The organism is Streptomyces sp. NPDC038707, assembly GCF_040636485.1.
In the GTDB taxonomy this organism is placed as follows: domain Bacteria; phylum Actinomycetota; class Actinomycetes; order Streptomycetales; family Streptomycetaceae; genus Streptomyces.
Window position 1 is genome coordinate 1 of record NZ_JBEZUP010000008.1, and the last position, 15924, is coordinate 15924.

The 15924-nt window shown below is 73.4% G+C and carries 11 protein-coding genes; 4 read left to right on the forward strand and 7 right to left on the reverse strand.

From position 1 onward, the window contains the following. Positions 1-524 precede the first annotated feature (524 nt). The gene (locus AB0E62_RS13180; protein WP_362191806.1) at positions 525-974 is read left to right on the forward strand and encodes a PTS glucose transporter subunit IIA; all 450 of its coding nucleotides are present in this window, start codon (positions 525-527) and stop codon (positions 972-974) included. A 78-nt stretch (positions 975-1052) separates the two neighbouring features. Next, on the forward strand, positions 1053-2723 hold the full coding sequence (gene ptsP, locus AB0E62_RS13185) for a phosphoenolpyruvate--protein phosphotransferase (protein ID WP_362191808.1): 1671 nt from the start codon (positions 1053-1055) through the stop codon (positions 2721-2723). Positions 2724-2811: 88 nt separating this feature from the next. On the opposite strand, the gene AB0E62_RS13190 is transcribed toward ptsP, so the two are convergent. Both AB0E62_RS13190 and AB0E62_RS13195 read right to left on the reverse strand, forming a co-directional pair. After that, positions 2812-3705 carry a hypothetical protein gene (locus tag AB0E62_RS13190; protein ID WP_362191810.1) on the reverse strand — a complete coding sequence of 298 codons (894 nt, stop codon included), beginning with the start codon at positions 3703-3705 and terminating at the stop codon, positions 2812-2814. A 199-nt stretch (positions 3706-3904) separates the two neighbouring features. Beyond that, positions 3905-5881 carry an acetoacetate--CoA ligase gene (locus AB0E62_RS13195; RefSeq protein WP_362191812.1) on the reverse strand — a complete coding sequence of 659 codons (1977 nt, stop codon included), beginning with the start codon at positions 5879-5881 and terminating at the stop codon, positions 3905-3907. Positions 5882-6094: 213 nt separating this feature from the next. Between AB0E62_RS13195 and AB0E62_RS13200 the strand changes: the two genes are divergently transcribed. Further along, positions 6095-8455: a glycoside hydrolase family 31 protein gene (locus AB0E62_RS13200; protein WP_362191813.1), complete on the forward strand. Its 2361-nt coding sequence runs from the start codon at positions 6095-6097 to the stop codon at positions 8453-8455. Between the two features lie 10 nt (positions 8456-8465). Here AB0E62_RS13200 and AB0E62_RS13205 read toward each other — a convergent pair whose 3' ends face one another. Next, positions 8466-9002, reverse strand: a complete 537-nt coding sequence (locus tag AB0E62_RS13205; RefSeq protein ID WP_362191814.1) for an NUDIX domain-containing protein — start codon at positions 9000-9002, stop codon at positions 8466-8468. A gap of 325 nt (positions 9003-9327) precedes the next feature. Here AB0E62_RS13205 and AB0E62_RS13210 point away from each other — a divergent pair, with 325 nt between their 5' ends. Further along, positions 9328-10977 (forward strand): GGDEF domain-containing protein, encoded by a 1650-nt coding sequence (locus AB0E62_RS13210; RefSeq protein WP_362191815.1) that lies wholly within the window; start codon positions 9328-9330, stop codon positions 10975-10977. Between the two features lie 312 nt (positions 10978-11289). Here AB0E62_RS13210 and AB0E62_RS13215 read toward each other — a convergent pair whose 3' ends face one another. The 4 genes from AB0E62_RS13215 to AB0E62_RS13230 all read right to left on the reverse strand — a co-directional run bounded on the left by AB0E62_RS13215 (position 11290) and on the right by AB0E62_RS13230 (position 15749). After that, positions 11290-11895: an ATP/GTP-binding protein gene (locus AB0E62_RS13215; protein WP_362191817.1), complete on the reverse strand. Its 606-nt coding sequence runs from the start codon at positions 11893-11895 to the stop codon at positions 11290-11292. Positions 11896-12117: 222 nt separating this feature from the next. Further along, positions 12118-12513 (reverse strand): DUF742 domain-containing protein, encoded by a 396-nt coding sequence (locus AB0E62_RS13220; RefSeq protein WP_362191819.1) that lies wholly within the window; start codon positions 12511-12513, stop codon positions 12118-12120. Positions 12514-12522: 9 nt separating this feature from the next. Continuing rightward, on the reverse strand, positions 12523-12957 hold the full coding sequence (locus AB0E62_RS13225; RefSeq protein ID WP_362191821.1) for a roadblock/LC7 domain-containing protein: 435 nt from the start codon (positions 12955-12957) through the stop codon (positions 12523-12525). Then, the gene (locus AB0E62_RS13230) at positions 12954-15749 is read right to left on the reverse strand and encodes a nitrate- and nitrite sensing domain-containing protein (RefSeq protein ID WP_362191823.1); all 2796 of its coding nucleotides are present in this window, start codon (positions 15747-15749) and stop codon (positions 12954-12956) included. The genes AB0E62_RS13225 and AB0E62_RS13230 overlap by 4 nt, the downstream gene beginning before the upstream one ends. Positions 15750-15924 lie beyond the last annotated feature (175 nt).

Genomic DNA, 15924 nt, shown 5'->3' on the forward strand with positions numbered 1-15924 from the left:
CCGTAATCGGGATGACACATCACGAGAGCGGTGCGAGAGGAGGAAGAGTCCTCTCGCACACAGCGTCCTCGCTGTGTTTTTTCAAAGGAACCTCGCCACCGGATTGATCCGGTAGACGGGGTATCAACATATCTGGCGTTGACTTTTGGCACGCTGTTGAGTTCTCAAGGAACGGTCGCTTCCTTTGTACTCACCCTCTCGGGCTTTCCTCCGGGCGCTTCCCTTCGGTGTTTCAAACTCTACCAGGGTTTTTCCGTCTCTCTGACCACCCTCCTGCGAGCACGCAGAAGAAGATCCAGAGATCAGGATCTGATGAGTTTGGTTGCCGCCTGGGGCTGGGCACTGTTTCGTACCTCTCTGCCCTGAGCAGGGTTACGACTGTACATGGGGCCCGGAAGGCCGTGCAAATCGCCTTGGTTGGTGGTCTAGACCACTAGCTGGTAGCTTCTATCCGGAACCGTCAGTTCATTTGACATACGCTGCTGCTCAGCCCGCGAGCAGCTCCACTCCTTGGGAGGCTTCCCATGACCACCGTGACGTCCCCTCTCGCTGGACGGGCCATCGGACTGGCCGCAGTGCCGGACCCGGTCTTCTCCGGGGCCATGGTCGGCCCGGGTACCGCGATCGATCCCGTGCGCGAGGCCTCCGAGGCGGTGGCACCCGTGGGCGGCGTCATCGTCTCCCTGCACCCGCACGCGTTCGTCGTCGTCGACGAGAGCGGCCACGGGGTGCTCACCCACCTCGGCATCGACACGGTCCAGCTCAACGGCGAGGGCTTCGAGCTGCTCGTGAACAAGGGGGACACCGTCGCCCGCGGCCAGGCCGTCGTCCGCTGGAACCCGGCCGCCGTCGAAGCCGCCGGAAAGTCCCCGGTGTGCCCGGTCGTCGCGCTGGAGGCCACTGCCGAGGCCCTCTCCGAGCTGCGTGACAGCGGCGACGTGAAGACCGGCGACAGCCTCTTCTCCTGGAACTGACGGCCCTGCCGTCGCAGGGCGGCGCACTGGACAACCACCGCGGCGGCGGGACCCGCCGCACTACCGGAGACGGGTGAGATGGAGACAACGCTGCGAGGCGTCGGCGTGAGCCACGGTGTGGCGATCGGCGAGGTTCGGCACATGGGTACGGCGGTCCTGGAGCCGCCGGCCAAGCAGATCCCCGCCGAGGACGCCGAGCGGGAGCAGGGGCGCGCCCGGCAGGCCGTGGACGCCGTGGCCGCCGACCTGACGGCGCGCGGCAATCTGGCGGGGGGCGAGGCCCAGGCCGTGCTGGAAGCGCAGGCCATGATGGCCCAGGACCCCGAGCTGATGGCGGACGTGGACCGGCGGATCGCCGTCGGCAGCACCGCGGAGCGCGCGGTGTACGACGCGTTCGCGGCGTACCGGGAGCTGCTGGCCGGTGCCGGTGAGTACCTCGCGGGGCGGGTGGCCGACCTGGACGACGTGCGGAACCGTATCGTCGCGCGCCTGCTGGGCGTGCCGATGCCGGGTGTCCCGGACAGCGACCAGCCGTATGTACTGGTGGCGCGTGACCTGGCTCCGGCCGACACGGCGCTGCTGGACCCGTCGCTGGTGCTCGGTTTCGTGACCGAGGAGGGTGGTCCGACCAGCCACAGCGCGATTCTGGCGCGGGCGCTGGGGGTGCCGGCCGTCGTGGCGCTGCCGGGTGCCGGTGAACTGGCCGAGGGCACCGTGGTCGCCGTGGACGGCAGCACGGGCGATGTCTTCGTCAACCCGAGCGAGGAGAAGAAGGCGCGGCTTTCCGCCGCGGCTGCCGAGCGCAAGGCGGCGCTGGCCGCCTCGACGGGTCCCGGTGTGACCGCGGACGGGCACAAGGTTCCGCTGCTGGCCAACGTGGGCGGGCCGGCGGATGTGCCGGCGGCGGTCGAGGCGGGCGCCGAGGGCGTCGGTCTGTTCCGGACCGAGTTCCTCTTCCTCGACGACAGCAAGAAGGCTCCTTCCGAGGAGAAGCAGGTGGAGGCCTACCGGCAGGTGCTGGAGGCGTTCCCCGAGGGTCGTGTGGTCGTGCGGGTGCTGGACGCCGGGGCGGACAAGCCGCTGGAGTTCCTGACGCCGGCGGACGAGCCGAACCCGGCGCTGGGCGTGCGGGGCCTGCGGACGCTGCTCGACCACCCGGAGGTGCTGCGCACCCAGCTGACGGCACTGGCGAAGGCCGCCGAGGGGCTGCCCGTGCACCTCGAGGTGATGGCGCCGATGGTGGCGGACCGCAAGGACGCCAAGGCGTTCGCGGACGCCTGCCGGGAGGCGGGCCTCCAGGCGAAGTTCGGCGCGATGGTCGAGATCCCGTCGGCCGCGCTGCGGGCGCGCTCGATCCTGCGGGAGGTCGAGTTCCTGTCGCTGGGGACCAACGACCTCGCGCAGTACACGTTCGCGGCGGACCGGCAGGTGGGTGCGGTGTCGCGGCTCCAGGACCCGTGGCAGCCGGCGCTGCTCGACCTGGTGGCGCTGTCGGCCGAGGCGGCGAAGGCGGAGGGCAAGAGCTGCGGGGTGTGCGGCGAGGCCGCGTCCGATCCGCTGCTGGCCTGTGTGCTGACCGGTCTGGGTGTCACCTCCCTGTCCATGGGGTCGGCGTCGATTCCGTATGTCCGCGCCACGCTGGCGAAGTACACGCTGGCGCAGTGCGAGCGGGCCGCGGCGGCGGCGCGTGCGGCGGACAGTGCCGAGGAAGCGCGCGCCGCTGCTCAGGCGGTGCTGTCCGGCGAGTAGCCGTACCGGTGCCGTCGGGTGCCGGGATCAGGGGCGTCCTGCCTTCGGGCGGGGCGCCCCTCGGTGTGTTCCGGTGGGGGCGGACAGGTCAGTGGCGGTGGCCGGCTGCCGTGCCGTCGTCGCCGAGGTCGGGGGGTGCGCCGTAGTCGACGCCGGACTCGGGGGCGATGAGGTCGCCGGATTCGACGTCGGTGCAGTAGGCGTCGAAGACCTCCGCTGCCGTCAGGGGTTCGAGGGCGCCGCCGCGCAGGCGCCAGCCGTAGACGCGGTCGGCGGTGCCCGCGGCGCTGGTGCGGATGACGAGTCCGCCGGGGCTGCGGGTGGCGAGTCCGAGGGCGAGGACGCTGGTGAATTCCAGGGCCTCGGCCTCGTCCAGGCGGGTGGCGCCGGTGCCGTCCTGGTCGCCGTGCAGGACGGAGACGAGGGTGTCCGGTGGGCCGGAGACGGTGCAGACGAGGTGCCTGTCACCGGGTGGTGCGGTGTCCAGGATGCGGACCACGAGTTCGGAGGCGCGGGTGAAGGCGGCCCTGCCGATGTCCTCTCCGCAGGTCGGGCAGGGGCCCAGGCGGGTGAGGAGGGTGGTGGCGTACTCCCAGGTGGCCTGGCGGACGGCCTCGTCCACGAGTTGGGGCAGGAGGTCGGCGAGCGGGCGGCCGTCGTAGGGGACGGTGGGGCCGGTGGCCGCGAGGTGTGCGGTGAACCGGGTGCGGCTGGCCGCGGTGTCCGGGTCGAGGCCGGTGTCCGCGCAGTACGCGGCGTAGTCCTCGGGGTCGAACAGGGCGAGTGCGGTGTGGCTGCCCTGGGCGGCGCGGGTCTTCAGGACCCTCTCGAGCTGGCGGAGGTAGGTCGTGTGGTCGTCGAAGGTGAAGCTGCGGTAGCGCCGCATGGCGCGGAAGTCGTGGTCGTCGGTGAGGACGCCGATGGTGCCGGCGATCTCGCGGCGCAGGACGCGTCGCAGGGTCTGGTGGTCGGTGTGCGCCATGATTCCCCCAATGCGCGGTCGATCAGTGCTCACTCACCGTAACCGGCGGCACTGACAACGGCCGTCCGCCGGCGGTCGTGAAGCGGGCTGAGGGGGATCTCTTTCCAGGTCATGGCCGGTGGCCGCGGAGCCGGGTCCCGGACGCCGCGGTCTGCTGGGGCGGGTCCGGGACCTGTGCGGAGGGTGGTCTTCCGGTGGGTCAGGCGCGTCGGCGGGCCAGTTCCTCGTAGAAGCCGAGCAGGGCGAGGTCGTCGATGGAGCCGGGGTTGACCGCCTTGTCCAGGGGGGTGCCCTGGAGGAGGCGTTTGACGGGGACCTCGATGCGCTTGCCGGTGAGGGTGTGCGGGATGCCGGGAACCTCGATGATCTCGTCGGGGACGTGCCGGGGCGATAGCTGTTCGCGGATGGCCTGCCGGACGCGGTCGCGGAGCGCCTCGTCCAGGACGGCGCCCGGTGCGAGGTGCACGAACAGGGGCATCCAGTAGCCGCCGTCGGGCTGTTCGACGCCGATGACGAGCGATTCCCTGATCTCGGGCAGGCGTTCCACGACCTCGTAGATGTCGGCGGAGCCCATGCGGACGCCCTGCCGGTTGAGGGTGGAGTCGGAGCGGCCGTGGATGATCACGGAGCCCCGGGAGGTGAGGGTGATCCAGTCGCCGTGGCGCCAGACGCCGGGGTAGGTGTCGAAGTAGCTGTCGTGGTAGCGGCTGCCGTCGGGGTCGTTCCAGAAGTGGATCGGCATGGACGGCATGGGCTGGGTGACGACCAGTTCGCCGACCTCGTCGACGAGGGGTTTGCCGCTGGGGTCCCAGGAGCGCAGGTCGGTGCCGAGGCCGGGGGCCTGGAGTTCGCCGGTGTGGACGGGCAGGGTGGGTACGGCGCCGGCGAAGCAGGAGCAGACGTCCGTGCCGCCGCTGACGGAGGCGATCCACAGGCCGGCCCCGCTCTCGGCGAACTCGTCGTGCAGCCAGCGGAAGCCGTCGGGCGGCAGTGGGGAGCCGGTGGTGGCGACGCACTCGACCGTGGACAGGTCGTAGTCGCGGGCGGGGTGGACGCCGGCCTTGCGGCAGGCCATGACGTAGGCGGCGGAGGTGCCGTAGAGGGTGGCCCGGGTGCGTTCGGCGACCCGCCACTGGGCGCCGGTGTCCGGGTAGCCGGGGCTGCCGTCGTACAGGACGATCGTGGTGCCCGTGAGGAGGCCGGAGACGAGGAAGTTCCACATCATCCAGCCGGTCGAGGTGTACCAGAAGAAGCGGTCTTCGGGGCCGAGGTCGCAGTGCAGGCCGAGCTGTTTGAGGTGTTCGACCAGGATGCCGCCCTGTGACTGGACGATGGCCTTGGGCAGGCCGGTCGTGCCGGAGGAGTACAGCACCCACAGCGGGTGGTCGAAGGGGACCTGTTCGTAGACCGGCTCGGTGTCCCCCGCCGTCAGCGCCGACCAGGCGAGGGCGCCTTCGGGGGTGTCGGTGCCGAGCAGCGGGATGTGGACGACGGCGCGCAGGGTGGGCAGCTCGCGGCGGAGTTCGGCGACGATCTCGCGGCGGTCGTGCTCCTTGCCGCCGTAGCGGTAGCCGTCGACCGCGAACAGGACGACGGGTTCGACCTGCTGGAAGCGGTCGAGGACGCTGCGGGCGCCGAAGTCGGGGGCGCAGGAGGTCCAGACGGCGCCGACGGCGGCCGTGGCGAGGAGGGCGACGACGGCTTGCGGGATGTTGGGGAGGTAGCCGCTGACGCGGTCGCCGGGGCGTACGCCGAGCGCGCGGAGTTCGGCGGCGAGGGAGCCCACCTGGCGGCGCAGCTCGGACCAGGTCACCGGGCGGGGTTCGTGGGTCTCGTCCACGCACAGCAGGGCCGGTTCGGCGGCGCGGTCGGCGGCGGCGCGCAGGGCGTGTTCGGCGTAGTTGAGGGTGGCGCCGGGGAACCAGCGGGCGCCGGGCATGGCGCGGTCGCCGAGCACGCGCGTGTACGGGGTGGAGAAGCGTACGTCGAACCATTCGGTGACGGCTTTCCAGAAGGTGCCGAGCTGGTCGACGGACCACTGGTGCAGGGCCGGGTAGCCGCCCTCGGCGGGGGCGCCGTGGTGCTCGGCGGCCCAGGCCTGGAACCGGGTGATGCGGGCCTGGGCGATCCGCTCGGGATCGGGCTGCCAGAGCGGCTGGGGGTTCGCGGTCGACATGGGAGGCTCCCGGGCTGTGCGCGTCGTGTGCGTCGGTCCGCGCACGGGCTGGGGTGTGCGCGTGACGCGGCTGACACGGACGATGCCATGTGATCGACTTCCGCACCAGGGTGTGCCCCACATAGTCGGCGTCGTGAAGATGTGGCCAGGGCACGGGTGAACGGCAGTTGAACGGCACGCGCGCGTGGGGCGCTCGATGGCAGGGTGAGCAGCATGGACGGTCGTGACCTGGTGCGTTCGGTGAGTGTGGTCGGTTCGGGGAGGGCGGCTCGGGGGTTGCGCACCGTGCGGGCCGCGTGGCGCAGGAGGCGTGCCGACGCGGCGGGGCTGGCGCCGCGGGGCCCGGAGCGGGCCCGGGTGCCGGGGCAGGTGCGGGAGGTGGAGCCGGGTGCGGGCGGCGGTCTGATCCGGTTCGGCCGTTCCGAGCTGCGGATCGTCGTGGCGGCGAACGGAGCGGTGTTCTGGGGGTGGGACGGGGCGGCGGCGCTGCCGTCGTACGCGCTGGCGGGCAGTGGTCCGGAGCCGGACCCGCGGGCGGTGCTGGAGCCGGACAAGGACGGCGGCTGGCGGGTGGTGGCCGAGCGGGTGACGGTGGTCGTGTCGCGGTACGGCGCGGTCCAGGTGTGCACGCCGGGCGGGGTGGTGCTGCGGCGGGAGCTGCCGCCGCGCTGGTGGGAGCCGGTCGGCGGGGGTGCGGCGCGGTGGATGCAGCGGTCGGAGGTGGCGGCGGACGCCCGGTTCTTCGGGCTGGGCGGGCGGGCGTCCGGTCCGCGGCTGCGGGACGGCAGGTACCGGCTGTGGAACACCGATCCCGGACGGGCGTTCGGGCCCGCTGACGACCCGCTGTACCTGACCATGCCGGTGCAGCTGGTGGTGGCGGACGCGGGTACGCACCTGGTGTTCCACGACACCACCTGGGACGGTTCGGTGGTCCTGCGGGAGGGCACGGAGGGTGCCGGGTCCGGGCACGACCGGGCGGGGCGCTGCGAGGTGCACATGGACGGTGGCCCGCTGCGCTGCTGGGTGGTGGTGGGCACGCCCGCGCGCGTGCTGTACACGTGGGCCTCGCTGACCGGGGCGCCCGCGCTGCCGCCCGCGTGGGCCCTGGGGCACCAGCACGCGGGGTGGGGTTCCGGCGGTGAGCAGGAGGTGCGCCGGATCGTCGCCGGCTACCAGGAGCGGGGGCTGCCGCTGGACGCCGTGCACCTCGGCACCGACCACGGTGACGGCCATCGGGCGTTCACCGTCGACGAGGAGCGTTTTCCCAAGCTGCCGGTGCTGGCGGAGGAGTTGCGCCGGGACGGGATCCGGCTGGTGTCGGTGGTGGATCCGGCGGTGCGGGCGCGACCGGGGGACGCCGTGTACGACGGCGGCGGCGCCGTGGACGCGTTCGTGCGGGACGCCCGGGGCCGGACGGTGGAGGGCTTGGGGTGGGCCGGGGAGTCGGTCTTCCCGGACTTCACGCACCCGCGCGTGCGCGCGTGGTGGGGCGGGCTCTACGGAGAGCGGCTGGAGCAGGGCTTCGCGGGGTTCTGGCACGACATGAACGAGCCGACGTCGTTCGGTGCCTTCGGGGAGCCGACGCTGCCGCGGTCGGCCCGGCATGCCCTGGAGGGGCGTGGCGGTGACCACCAAGAGGCGCACAACGTGTACGCGCTGTGCATGGCCCGGGCGGCCTACGAGGGGCTGCGCGCGCTGGTGCCCGAGGAGCGGCCCTTCCTGGTCTCCCGTTCGGGCTGGGCGGGGTCGCAGCGGTACGGGGGCACCTGGTCGGGGGCGGTGGCGACGGGCTGGCCGGGGCTGCGGGCGTCGCTGTCGCTGGTGCTGGGGCTGGGGCTGTGCGGGGTGCCGTACTCGGGTCCGGACGTGGGCGGTTTCGACGGGAGTTTGTCGCCGGAGCTGTATCTGCGCTGGTTCCAGCTGGGCGCGTATCTGCCGTTGTTCCGCACCCACGCGGGGGTGCGGGCGGGGCGCGGGGAGCCGTGGGAGTTCGGTGCGCGGGTGCTGGAGCACGCGCGCGGGGCGCTGCTCGAACGGCGGCGGCTGCTGCCGTACTTCGTGACGCTGGCGCATCTGGCCCGGCGGACCGGGGCGCCCTATGTGCGGCCGCTGTGGTGGGGGGCGCCGGAGGACCGGGCGCTGCGCGACTGCGAGGACGCGTTCATGCTGGGCGACGCCCTTCTGGTGGCGCCGGTGCTGGAGCCCGGTACCGAGCGGCGGGCGGTGCGGCTGCCGCGGGGCCGCTGGTACGACACGGCGACGGAGGAGGTCTACGAGGGGCCGGCGCGGGTCGTCGTGGACGCGCCGCTGTCCCGGGTGCCGGTCTTCGCGCGCGCGGGGGCGGTGCTGCCGGTGCGGGGTGCCGACGGCGGGCTGGAGCTGGAGGTGTGGGCGCCCGCGCACGGGCGGACCGGGGGCGGTCTGGTGGTGCCGGACGCGGGCGACGGGTGGGAGGAGCCGGAGATCGAGCGCTATGCCGTCCGCCGGCAGGGCGGGCGGGTGGTGGTCACCCGGGAGCGGGAGGACGGCGCGGCCGAGCCGCTCCGTCCGGTGCGGGTGCGCGGGCTGGGCTGAACCGCCCGGTTCACACGTAGCGGCCCTCGAACCAGGCTTTGACGGCCACGGTGTGCAGCGGGAAGGCGAGTTCCTCGGGCCTGCGCAGCAGGTGCCAGCCCTCGGTCTCGTCGGTGGGGCCGGAGGGCGGCAGTCCGTCGGCGGGGCGTTCGGGGAGCAGACCGAACAGCAGCAGGTGCCCGTCGGGTGCGCTCATGGCGTCCACGAGCCGTACGTCGCGGGCCGCCGCGTCGATGCCGGTCTCTTCCGCGAGTTCGCGGACGACGGCCTGTTTCCAGTCCTCGCGGTCGTCGACGTAGCCGCCGGGCAGGGCCGTGCCTCCGCGCGCGGGGGCGACGGTGCGGGTGATGACGACCAGGGCCGTGCCCTTGGTGTCGTACACGGGCTGGAGCGCGATCGCGACCGGGAGCGGGTTGCGGTAGGCGACGGTCCCGCAGGACGGGCAGGTGCGCGGCCAGCCCGAGATGCCCTCTCCGAAGGGCGCTCCGCAGCTCGAACAGTGGGAGTCCGGCACGGAGTTGGCAGATGGTTGTTGAGTTTCGGACACGCGCGGACTGTATCCGATCACTGGAGGCACATGTTCCGGCAGTGAGCCGTCAGGAACGGGCGCATCGGGAGGAGGCGGCCGGAATCACCCCCGTCGGTCCCGACCGCCCCTCCTGTAACACGACGCCGTGCGGGGGCCTTCGGTTCACCGCCATGGCCCGCCCGTTTCCGGCTGCCCCGTGACAGGTCTCCCCGTCCCGGGCGGGTCACGGCAGCGACGTCCGCCGCACCCCCGGTCCCGGCACGCTGTGTGATCGCCCCGGAATCCTGCGTGAACGTCTCATGAACTGCGCGTGGGCGTGCGCGGGCGGCGCCATCATGCTCCCGTGCACTCCTGGACGGACACTCTCCGCTTCGCCTTCCAGCCGGTGGTCAACCTGAGGACGGGCGCGGTCACCGCACTGGAGACACTCGCCCGCCCGGAAACCGGCGACATCCTGGCCGAGGCCCGCCGGGATCCCGAACTGGACGGCAGGCTGGCCGTGCTGGCGTTCCGCGCGGCGGCGCGCAAGGAGACGCTGCTGCCACTGCATCTGAACGTGTTCGCGGCCACGCTCGCCGACCTCGGCGGCCTCACCCCGCTGCACGACGCCGTGCGCGGCGCCGGGCGCATGCCCTGGGAGGTGACGCTCGACATCGTGCCGCCCTACACGCACGTGCCGCACCGGGCCCTGCTGGAGGCGGTGGCCGCGCTGCGCGAGCAGGGCTTCCGGATCAGCGCGGACGGCATCGGGGACGGCGACGTGCCGCTCAGGCTGCTCACCGACCTCTCCCCCGGCCTGGTCAAGCTCGACGCCTCCCTGCTGGCGCGGCCGGCCGCGGTCCGGGCGATGCGGACGCTGTGCGAGGAACTGGGCGCCCTGCTCGTGGTGGAGGGCGTGGAGACCGAGCACCAGTGCGCGGCGGCCGTGGCGGCCGGTGCGCAACTGGCCCAGGGCGAGCTGTTCGCGCCGCCGGCCCGGATTCCCACGGTGGACGTCTACGTTCCGTCCCTCACGCCCGGCGCCGTGACAGTGCCCCGTTCCGGGCCGTCGGTGCGGGAGTTCGTACGGCCCGCCGCCGTGCTGCCGCTGTCGGCCTCGGCGGAGCGGGTGCGGGCCCTGCTGACCGGCTTCCCGGAAGTCTCCGGGGTGCTGCTGGTGGACCCGTACGGGCGGCCCGTGCGGTCGGTGCACCGCTCGCGCTTCCTGCTCGCGATGTCCACCCGCTACGGGCATGCCCTGTATGCCGGCCGGCCGGCGTTCAAACTGGGCGACACGCCCCGCACGGTCGGGGTGGACGCCACCGCCTGGGAGGTGCTGGACGTGGTGGCGGTCGGCGGCCGGGACCGGACCTCGGACGATGTGGCGGTGGTGGACGCGCGGGGCCGGTGCGTGGGGGTCGTACGGCTGGCGGACCTGGTGCGGGCACTGGCCGAGAGCCGGGTGGAGGAGGCGGCCGGGCTCAATCCGCTGACCCGGCTGCCCGGTTCGGACGCGCTCATGGGCGACGTGGACCGGCGGATCTCCGAGGGGCGGGCGTTCACCCTCAGCTGGCTGGACATCGACCACTTCAAGCAGGTCAACGACGGGGCCGGGTTCGCGGCGGGCGACGAGCTGATCCGCGCGGTCGGCGGCGCGCTCCAGCGGGCGGCGGGGCAGGCGCGGGTGGGGCACATCGGCGGGGACGACTTCCTGGTGCTGGCCGACGAGGAGGCGCTCGAACGGCTGGTGCCGGGCGTCCTGGACGCGTCCTGGGCGGCGGGCGGGCGGCCGGTCACGCTGTCCCTGGCCACCGTCGTCTGCGCTCCGGGCAGCGTCGGCGACCACCACCAGGCCGCCGCCCGGCTCGCCCCGCTGAAGAAGGCGGCCAAGGCGCTGCGCGGCGGGAGCTGGGTGCTCGGCCGGGCCGGGCTCCCCGGCCACGAGGTCCGGCGCGGCGGCCCCGGACCGGCCCCCGCGGAGGCCGGACTGTCGGCGGCCGAGCCGCAGCGGTGAGCGGCCCGCCCCGGTACGGCCGTGCGGCGCGCCCGGGACCGCGCGGCGGCGGACGGGCCGGTGCACCGTCGCCGTCCCCGTCCCCGTCCCCGTCGCCGTCGCCGTCGCCGTCGCCGTCGCCGTCCACAGCCTTGACGCCCCTGCGGGGCCGGTGAACACTTTCCCGGTGTCAGCAGCCGACATCGCCGTACATTTTCGGTGTTGTCCGGCACCACGGCACAAGTCCGCCCTGTCGCACGGCCCGTACCCCGGTCGGCGGGGGTACGGGCCGTGTCCGCGGCCGGTGGCGCGGGGACGCCGTCGCCCGGGCGGTCAGCCGATGACGGCCCGGCGGCGTCCGGCCGTGTACGCCATCGCGTGCCGGACGAGACCGATGAGCACCTGCTTGACCGACTCGCGGTCCCGGGCGTCGCACAGCAGGAGGGGCACGTTGTCGTCCAGGTCCAGCGCCTGGCGGACGGATTCGGCGGGGTAACGGGAGGCGCCCTCGAAGCAGTTGACGCCGACGAGGAAGGGTATGGAACGCCGCTCGAAGTAGTCGACGGCGGCGAAGCAGTCCTCCAGGCGACGGGTGTCGGCGAGGACGACGGCACCGAGCGCACCCTCGGACAGCTCGTCCCACATGAACCAGAACCGTTCCTGCCCGGGCGTGCCGAAGAGGTAGAGCACCAGGTCCTCGCGCAGGGTGATCCGGCCGAAGTCCATGGCCACCGTGGTGGTGTGCTTGCCCTCCACACCGCTGATGTCGTCGACCGGCCGCCCGGCCTCGGTGAGCAGTTCCTCGGTGCGCAGCGGTCTGATCTCACTGACCGCGCCGACGAGGGTCGTCTTGCCCACGCCGAAGCCGCCGGCCACCAGGATCTTGAGCGTGACGGGCTCGACCGGGGGCTTGCCGCGCTCAGAACGCCCGAAGATCATCGATCTCTTCTCCTGCTTGCTGGGGGTCGGGCGACGGTCGGCCGCAGCCGCCGTCACCAGGGGTTCGATGACGAGTACGTCTCCGTGGCCGGCATCGGCCGGGGCCGGGGCCCGCCGGTCGAAGCCGTCCGCACGGGCGCCGCGCTCCGCTGTCCGCGGAGCTGCCGCCCGGGTCGGCCGGGAACTGCCGGCCAGTCACGTCATCCCCCGCTCTCGCGCCGGTCACAGCGCCCGGAGGCCGTTGATCACGTCGCGCAGAATACTCTCGTCCGGCAGCTCCGCCGGCGGCACCGGACGGGTCACATGGACGAGACCGGTGTGCACCAGATCGCCGATGAGCACCCGGACCACGCCGATGGGCAGGTCGAGTTCCGCGGCCAGTTCGGCGACCGACTGGGGCGCGTCCCGGCAGAGCCCGACGATGTCCACGTGCTCCGGGGACAGCGTCGGGTCCGCTTCCGGGTCGCCGGCGTCGGGCTCGGTGACGACCACGGCGATCAGGTCGAGGCGGTGCTGGCCCTCACTCGTGGTGCGGCCGCGCGTCATGGCGTACGGCCGGACGACGGGCCCGGCCTCGTCGTCGAACCAGTGGTTTCTTCCCTGGTCGTCTCCGCTCATGCCATCCCACTACCCGCCTGCGGGCAGATCGGTGCGCGGAGCGGTCCCCAGATGCACACCGACCCGCTTGACCAGCAGCGTCATCTCGTAGGCGACCTGACCGACGTCGGAGTCGGCGTCCGAGAGGACGGCGAGGCAGCTGCCGTCACCGGCGGCGGTGACGAAGAGGAAGGCGCCGTCCAGTTCGACGATGGTCTGCCGGACGCCGCCCGCGTCGAAGTGACGGCCGACCCCCTTGGCGAGGCTGTGGAAGCCGGACGCGACGGCGGCCAGGTGCTCGCTGTCCTCCCTGGTCAGGTCCTTGGACACCCCCGTGGGCAGTCCGTCGCCGGACAGGATGAGGGCCTTGCGGATGCTGGCGACCCGGTCGACCAGGTCGTCCAGGAGCCAGTTCAGCTCCCCCTTGTTCGTCGCCGTGCGGCCGGTGGCCTTCGGTGCGGTCATCGACCGTCTCCCTTGGTCGTTCCTTGTGCTGTGCCGTTGTGGGCCCCGTCGCCCGCGGCGTTCTCCTCCCGGCCGCGCTGCCAGCCGCGCTGGAGCGAGGCCATCCGGCTGCGGACCTCGTCGGCGTCGCGGTCGGCGGGCTGTGCCGTGCGGGCGGCGCGCCGTTCGGTGTCCTGCTTGAGCTGCGGCGCCAGGCTGGCCTGACGCACGCGCCGGGGCAGCGGCGCGGCGCCCGGCTCCGGGGACGCGTCGCCGGCGGGCACGGGGCCGCCGCCGGGGGGCGGGACCGGGCCGGCGGGGCCGCCGGTGGCGGGCGTGCCGGGCCGGGCGCGCCGGGGCAGTGCCGGGGCTCCGGGCGTCTCGTCGCCGCCCGCCCCGGGCGCGGCCGGGTCCCCCGCCGGGTCGGTGAGGGAGCGCCGGGAGGCCGTACCGCGACGGCGCGAGGGCAGCGGGGCCAGTGTGCCCGGGCCGGAGTCCTGCGGGCCGGCGGTGGGCTGCGGGGCCGGTTCGCCGCGGCGGGGCCGCTGGTCGGTGACGGGCTTGCCGTGCGAGCTGACCAGCTTGGGCGTCTGCCGCCGGGGCAGCGGTACGGCCCCCAGGTCGCCGGTGTCGCGGTGCCCCGGCCGGCCGGTGTGCTGCTCGTCGCCGTCCGGGCGGGCCCGGCGGGGCCGGAACAGGCCCCCGCGTTCGCTGTCCTCGTCCGGGAGGGCGCCGGGGAAGTCGTCCAGCGCGTCGAGGTCGACGGGCGCCTCCAGCTCGACCGGGCCGTCCAGCACGGAGGTCGGCGGCCCGGGCAGCCGCAGCGGTTCCGGGGACCGGCCGCCGCGGCCGGGCGTCCGCTCGGTGCCGCCTGCCGGGCGGTCCCGGTCGAGCCGGAAGCCGACGCCGTTGGTGTCCGGGTCGTCCTCGGTGAGCAGCGCGTCGGGGATGAACACCACGGCGGTGGTCCCGCCGTACGGCGACGGCTGGAGGGAGACCCGGACGTTCTGGCGCTGGGCGAGCCGGCTGACGACGAACAGGCCCAGCCGGTCGGTGTCGGAGAGTTCGAACTCGGGTGTCTCCGCGAGGCGCAGATTGGCGTCGAGGAGTGCCTCCGCCGTCATGCCGAGCCCCCGGTCGTGGATCTCCAGGGTGAAGCCGTTGGCGACCCGCTCGCCGACGACCTGGACGGCCGTGTGCGGCGGCGAGAACACCGTGGCGTTCTCCAGGAGTTCGGCCACCAGATGGGTGAGGTCGGCGACGGCGGGCCCGGTGACGGCGACCCGTGGCAGGCGCCGGACCTCGATGCGCTCGTAGTCCTCGACCTCGGCGACGGCGGCGCGCACGACGTCCATCAGCTGCACGGGCCGGCGCCACTGCCGCGAGGGCGCGGCACCGGAGAGGATCACCAGGCCCTCGGCGTGCCGACGCATACGGGTGGTGAGGTGGTCCAGCCGGAACAGGTCGGCGAGTTCGTCGGTGTCCTCGGTGCGGCGCTCCATGCTGTCGAGCAGGGTGAGCTGTTTGTGCAGCAGCACCTGGCTGCGGCGGGCGAGGTTGACGAAGACCTCGGAGACGCCGGCGCGCAGTTCGGCCTGTTTGACGGCGGCCTCCACGGCGGCCCGCTGGAGGGTGTTGAGGGCCTGCCCGACCTCGCCGATCTCGTTCTTGTCGTACTCCAGGCGCGGCACCTCGGTCTCGACGTCGACCTGTTCACCGGCGGACAGCCGGCGCATCACGCTGGGCAGCCGGACACCGGACGCCTCGTGGGCCTCGAGGCGCAGCTGGCGCAGGTCGCGGATGAGGGCGCGGCCGACCCGGATGGACAGGACGACGGAGACGAGGAGGGCGATCAGGCCGAGGAGGCCCACGACGGCCGCCTTCGCGATGACGCCGACGGCCACGGGGCGCATGCGGTCCTGGTACCGGGCGCTCGCCTGGTCGTCCAGGGAGCCGAGTTCGTCCAGGACGGTGGCCGCGGCGGAGTCCCAGGTCCTGGCGGTGACGCCCCGGGGGGTGCCGGAGTCCATGGCGACGACGGTGTGTTCGGCTCCGCGCAGGGGTGCCGTGGTGGCGTTCTTCCAGAAGCGTTCGTACCGTGCGCGTTCGGCGGCGGGCAGCAGCGGGAGGCTGATGTCGTACAGGAGGGTGCGCTGGGCGACGAGGCCGGAGATCTGGCGGGTCTCGTCCCGGGTGAGCCGGCCGACGACGAGGGACGAGCCGAGCAGGGCGTCCTCGCGGGCGAGCAGTTCACGGGCGCGGGTGATGTTGACCAGGGCGCGGGCCTGCTTCTCGACCTCGACGTCGTCGATGCCGACGAGGGAGGCGAGCAGCGCGTAGCAGGGGTCGACCAGGCGGTTGTACAGGCCGAACGCCTGGGCCCGGGTGACGGAGCGTTCCTCGACGCTGTGGCGCAGGGAGTCGAGGCCGTCCAGGGAGTCCAGGACGGCGGCCAGGTGTTCGCGGTCGTCGGCCTCCAGGTCGGACCTGGTGTCCCGGTCCGCGGCGTTCCGGCGGAGCGTGGTGATCGCCCGGTCGGTGGCGGTGCGGGTGCGCTGCAGCGCGGACAGGGCCGCGGAGGCCCGCGGGTCGGCGAGGTAGACGAGGGCCTGGCGGCGTTCCTGCTGGAGGACGCGGACGGTGTCCTCGGCGGGATAGCCGACGTCCTCGATGACGTCGGACACGCGGAACAATTGGGCCACTTCCCGGCCGGCGAACACCGTGGCGAACGCCCAGACGCCGGTCAGGGACACCAGCGGCACGAGAAGCAGCGCCACGATCTTCCGGCGGATCGACTTCCCGCGAAAGCGCATGGCCTCCCCCAGCTCGACCCCCGCCGGCCGGGGGTGTTCATGTCCGTCAGCAAACGGCGCGAGCCTACTACCGCCCCAGAGGTAACTCGAAGGCATGTCCGGCGGGTGAACTTCCGCACCCCCGGCGAGACATGGCGAGTTGTCCGGGCATGAGGGGAGATTGCCACCGCGATCC

Bases quoted from the DNA above. Each gene is read 5' to 3' on its own strand.
- AB0E62_RS13180 (WP_362191806.1), top strand. From the start codon at position 525: ATGACCACCGTGACGTCCCCTCTCGCTGGACGGGCCATCGGACTGGCC.
- ptsP (WP_362191808.1), top strand. From the start codon at position 1,053: ATGGAGACAACGCTGCGAGGCGTCGGCGTGAGCCACGGTGTGGCGATC.
- AB0E62_RS13190 (WP_362191810.1), bottom strand. From the start codon at position 3,705: ATGGCGCACACCGACCACCAGACCCTGCGACGCGTCCTGCGCCGCGAG.
- AB0E62_RS13195 (WP_362191812.1), bottom strand. From the start codon at position 5,881: ATGTCGACCGCGAACCCCCAGCCGCTCTGGCAGCCCGATCCCGAGCGG.
- AB0E62_RS13200 (WP_362191813.1), top strand. From the start codon at position 6,095: ATGGACGGTCGTGACCTGGTGCGTTCGGTGAGTGTGGTCGGTTCGGGG.
- AB0E62_RS13215 (WP_362191817.1), bottom strand. From the start codon at position 11,895: ATGATCTTCGGGCGTTCTGAGCGCGGCAAGCCCCCGGTCGAGCCCGTC.
- AB0E62_RS13220 (WP_362191819.1), bottom strand. From the start codon at position 12,513: ATGAGCGGAGACGACCAGGGAAGAAACCACTGGTTCGACGACGAGGCC.
- AB0E62_RS13225 (WP_362191821.1), bottom strand. From the start codon at position 12,957: ATGACCGCACCGAAGGCCACCGGCCGCACGGCGACGAACAAGGGGGAG.
- AB0E62_RS13230 (WP_362191823.1), bottom strand. From the start codon at position 15,749: ATGCGCTTTCGCGGGAAGTCGATCCGCCGGAAGATCGTGGCGCTGCTT.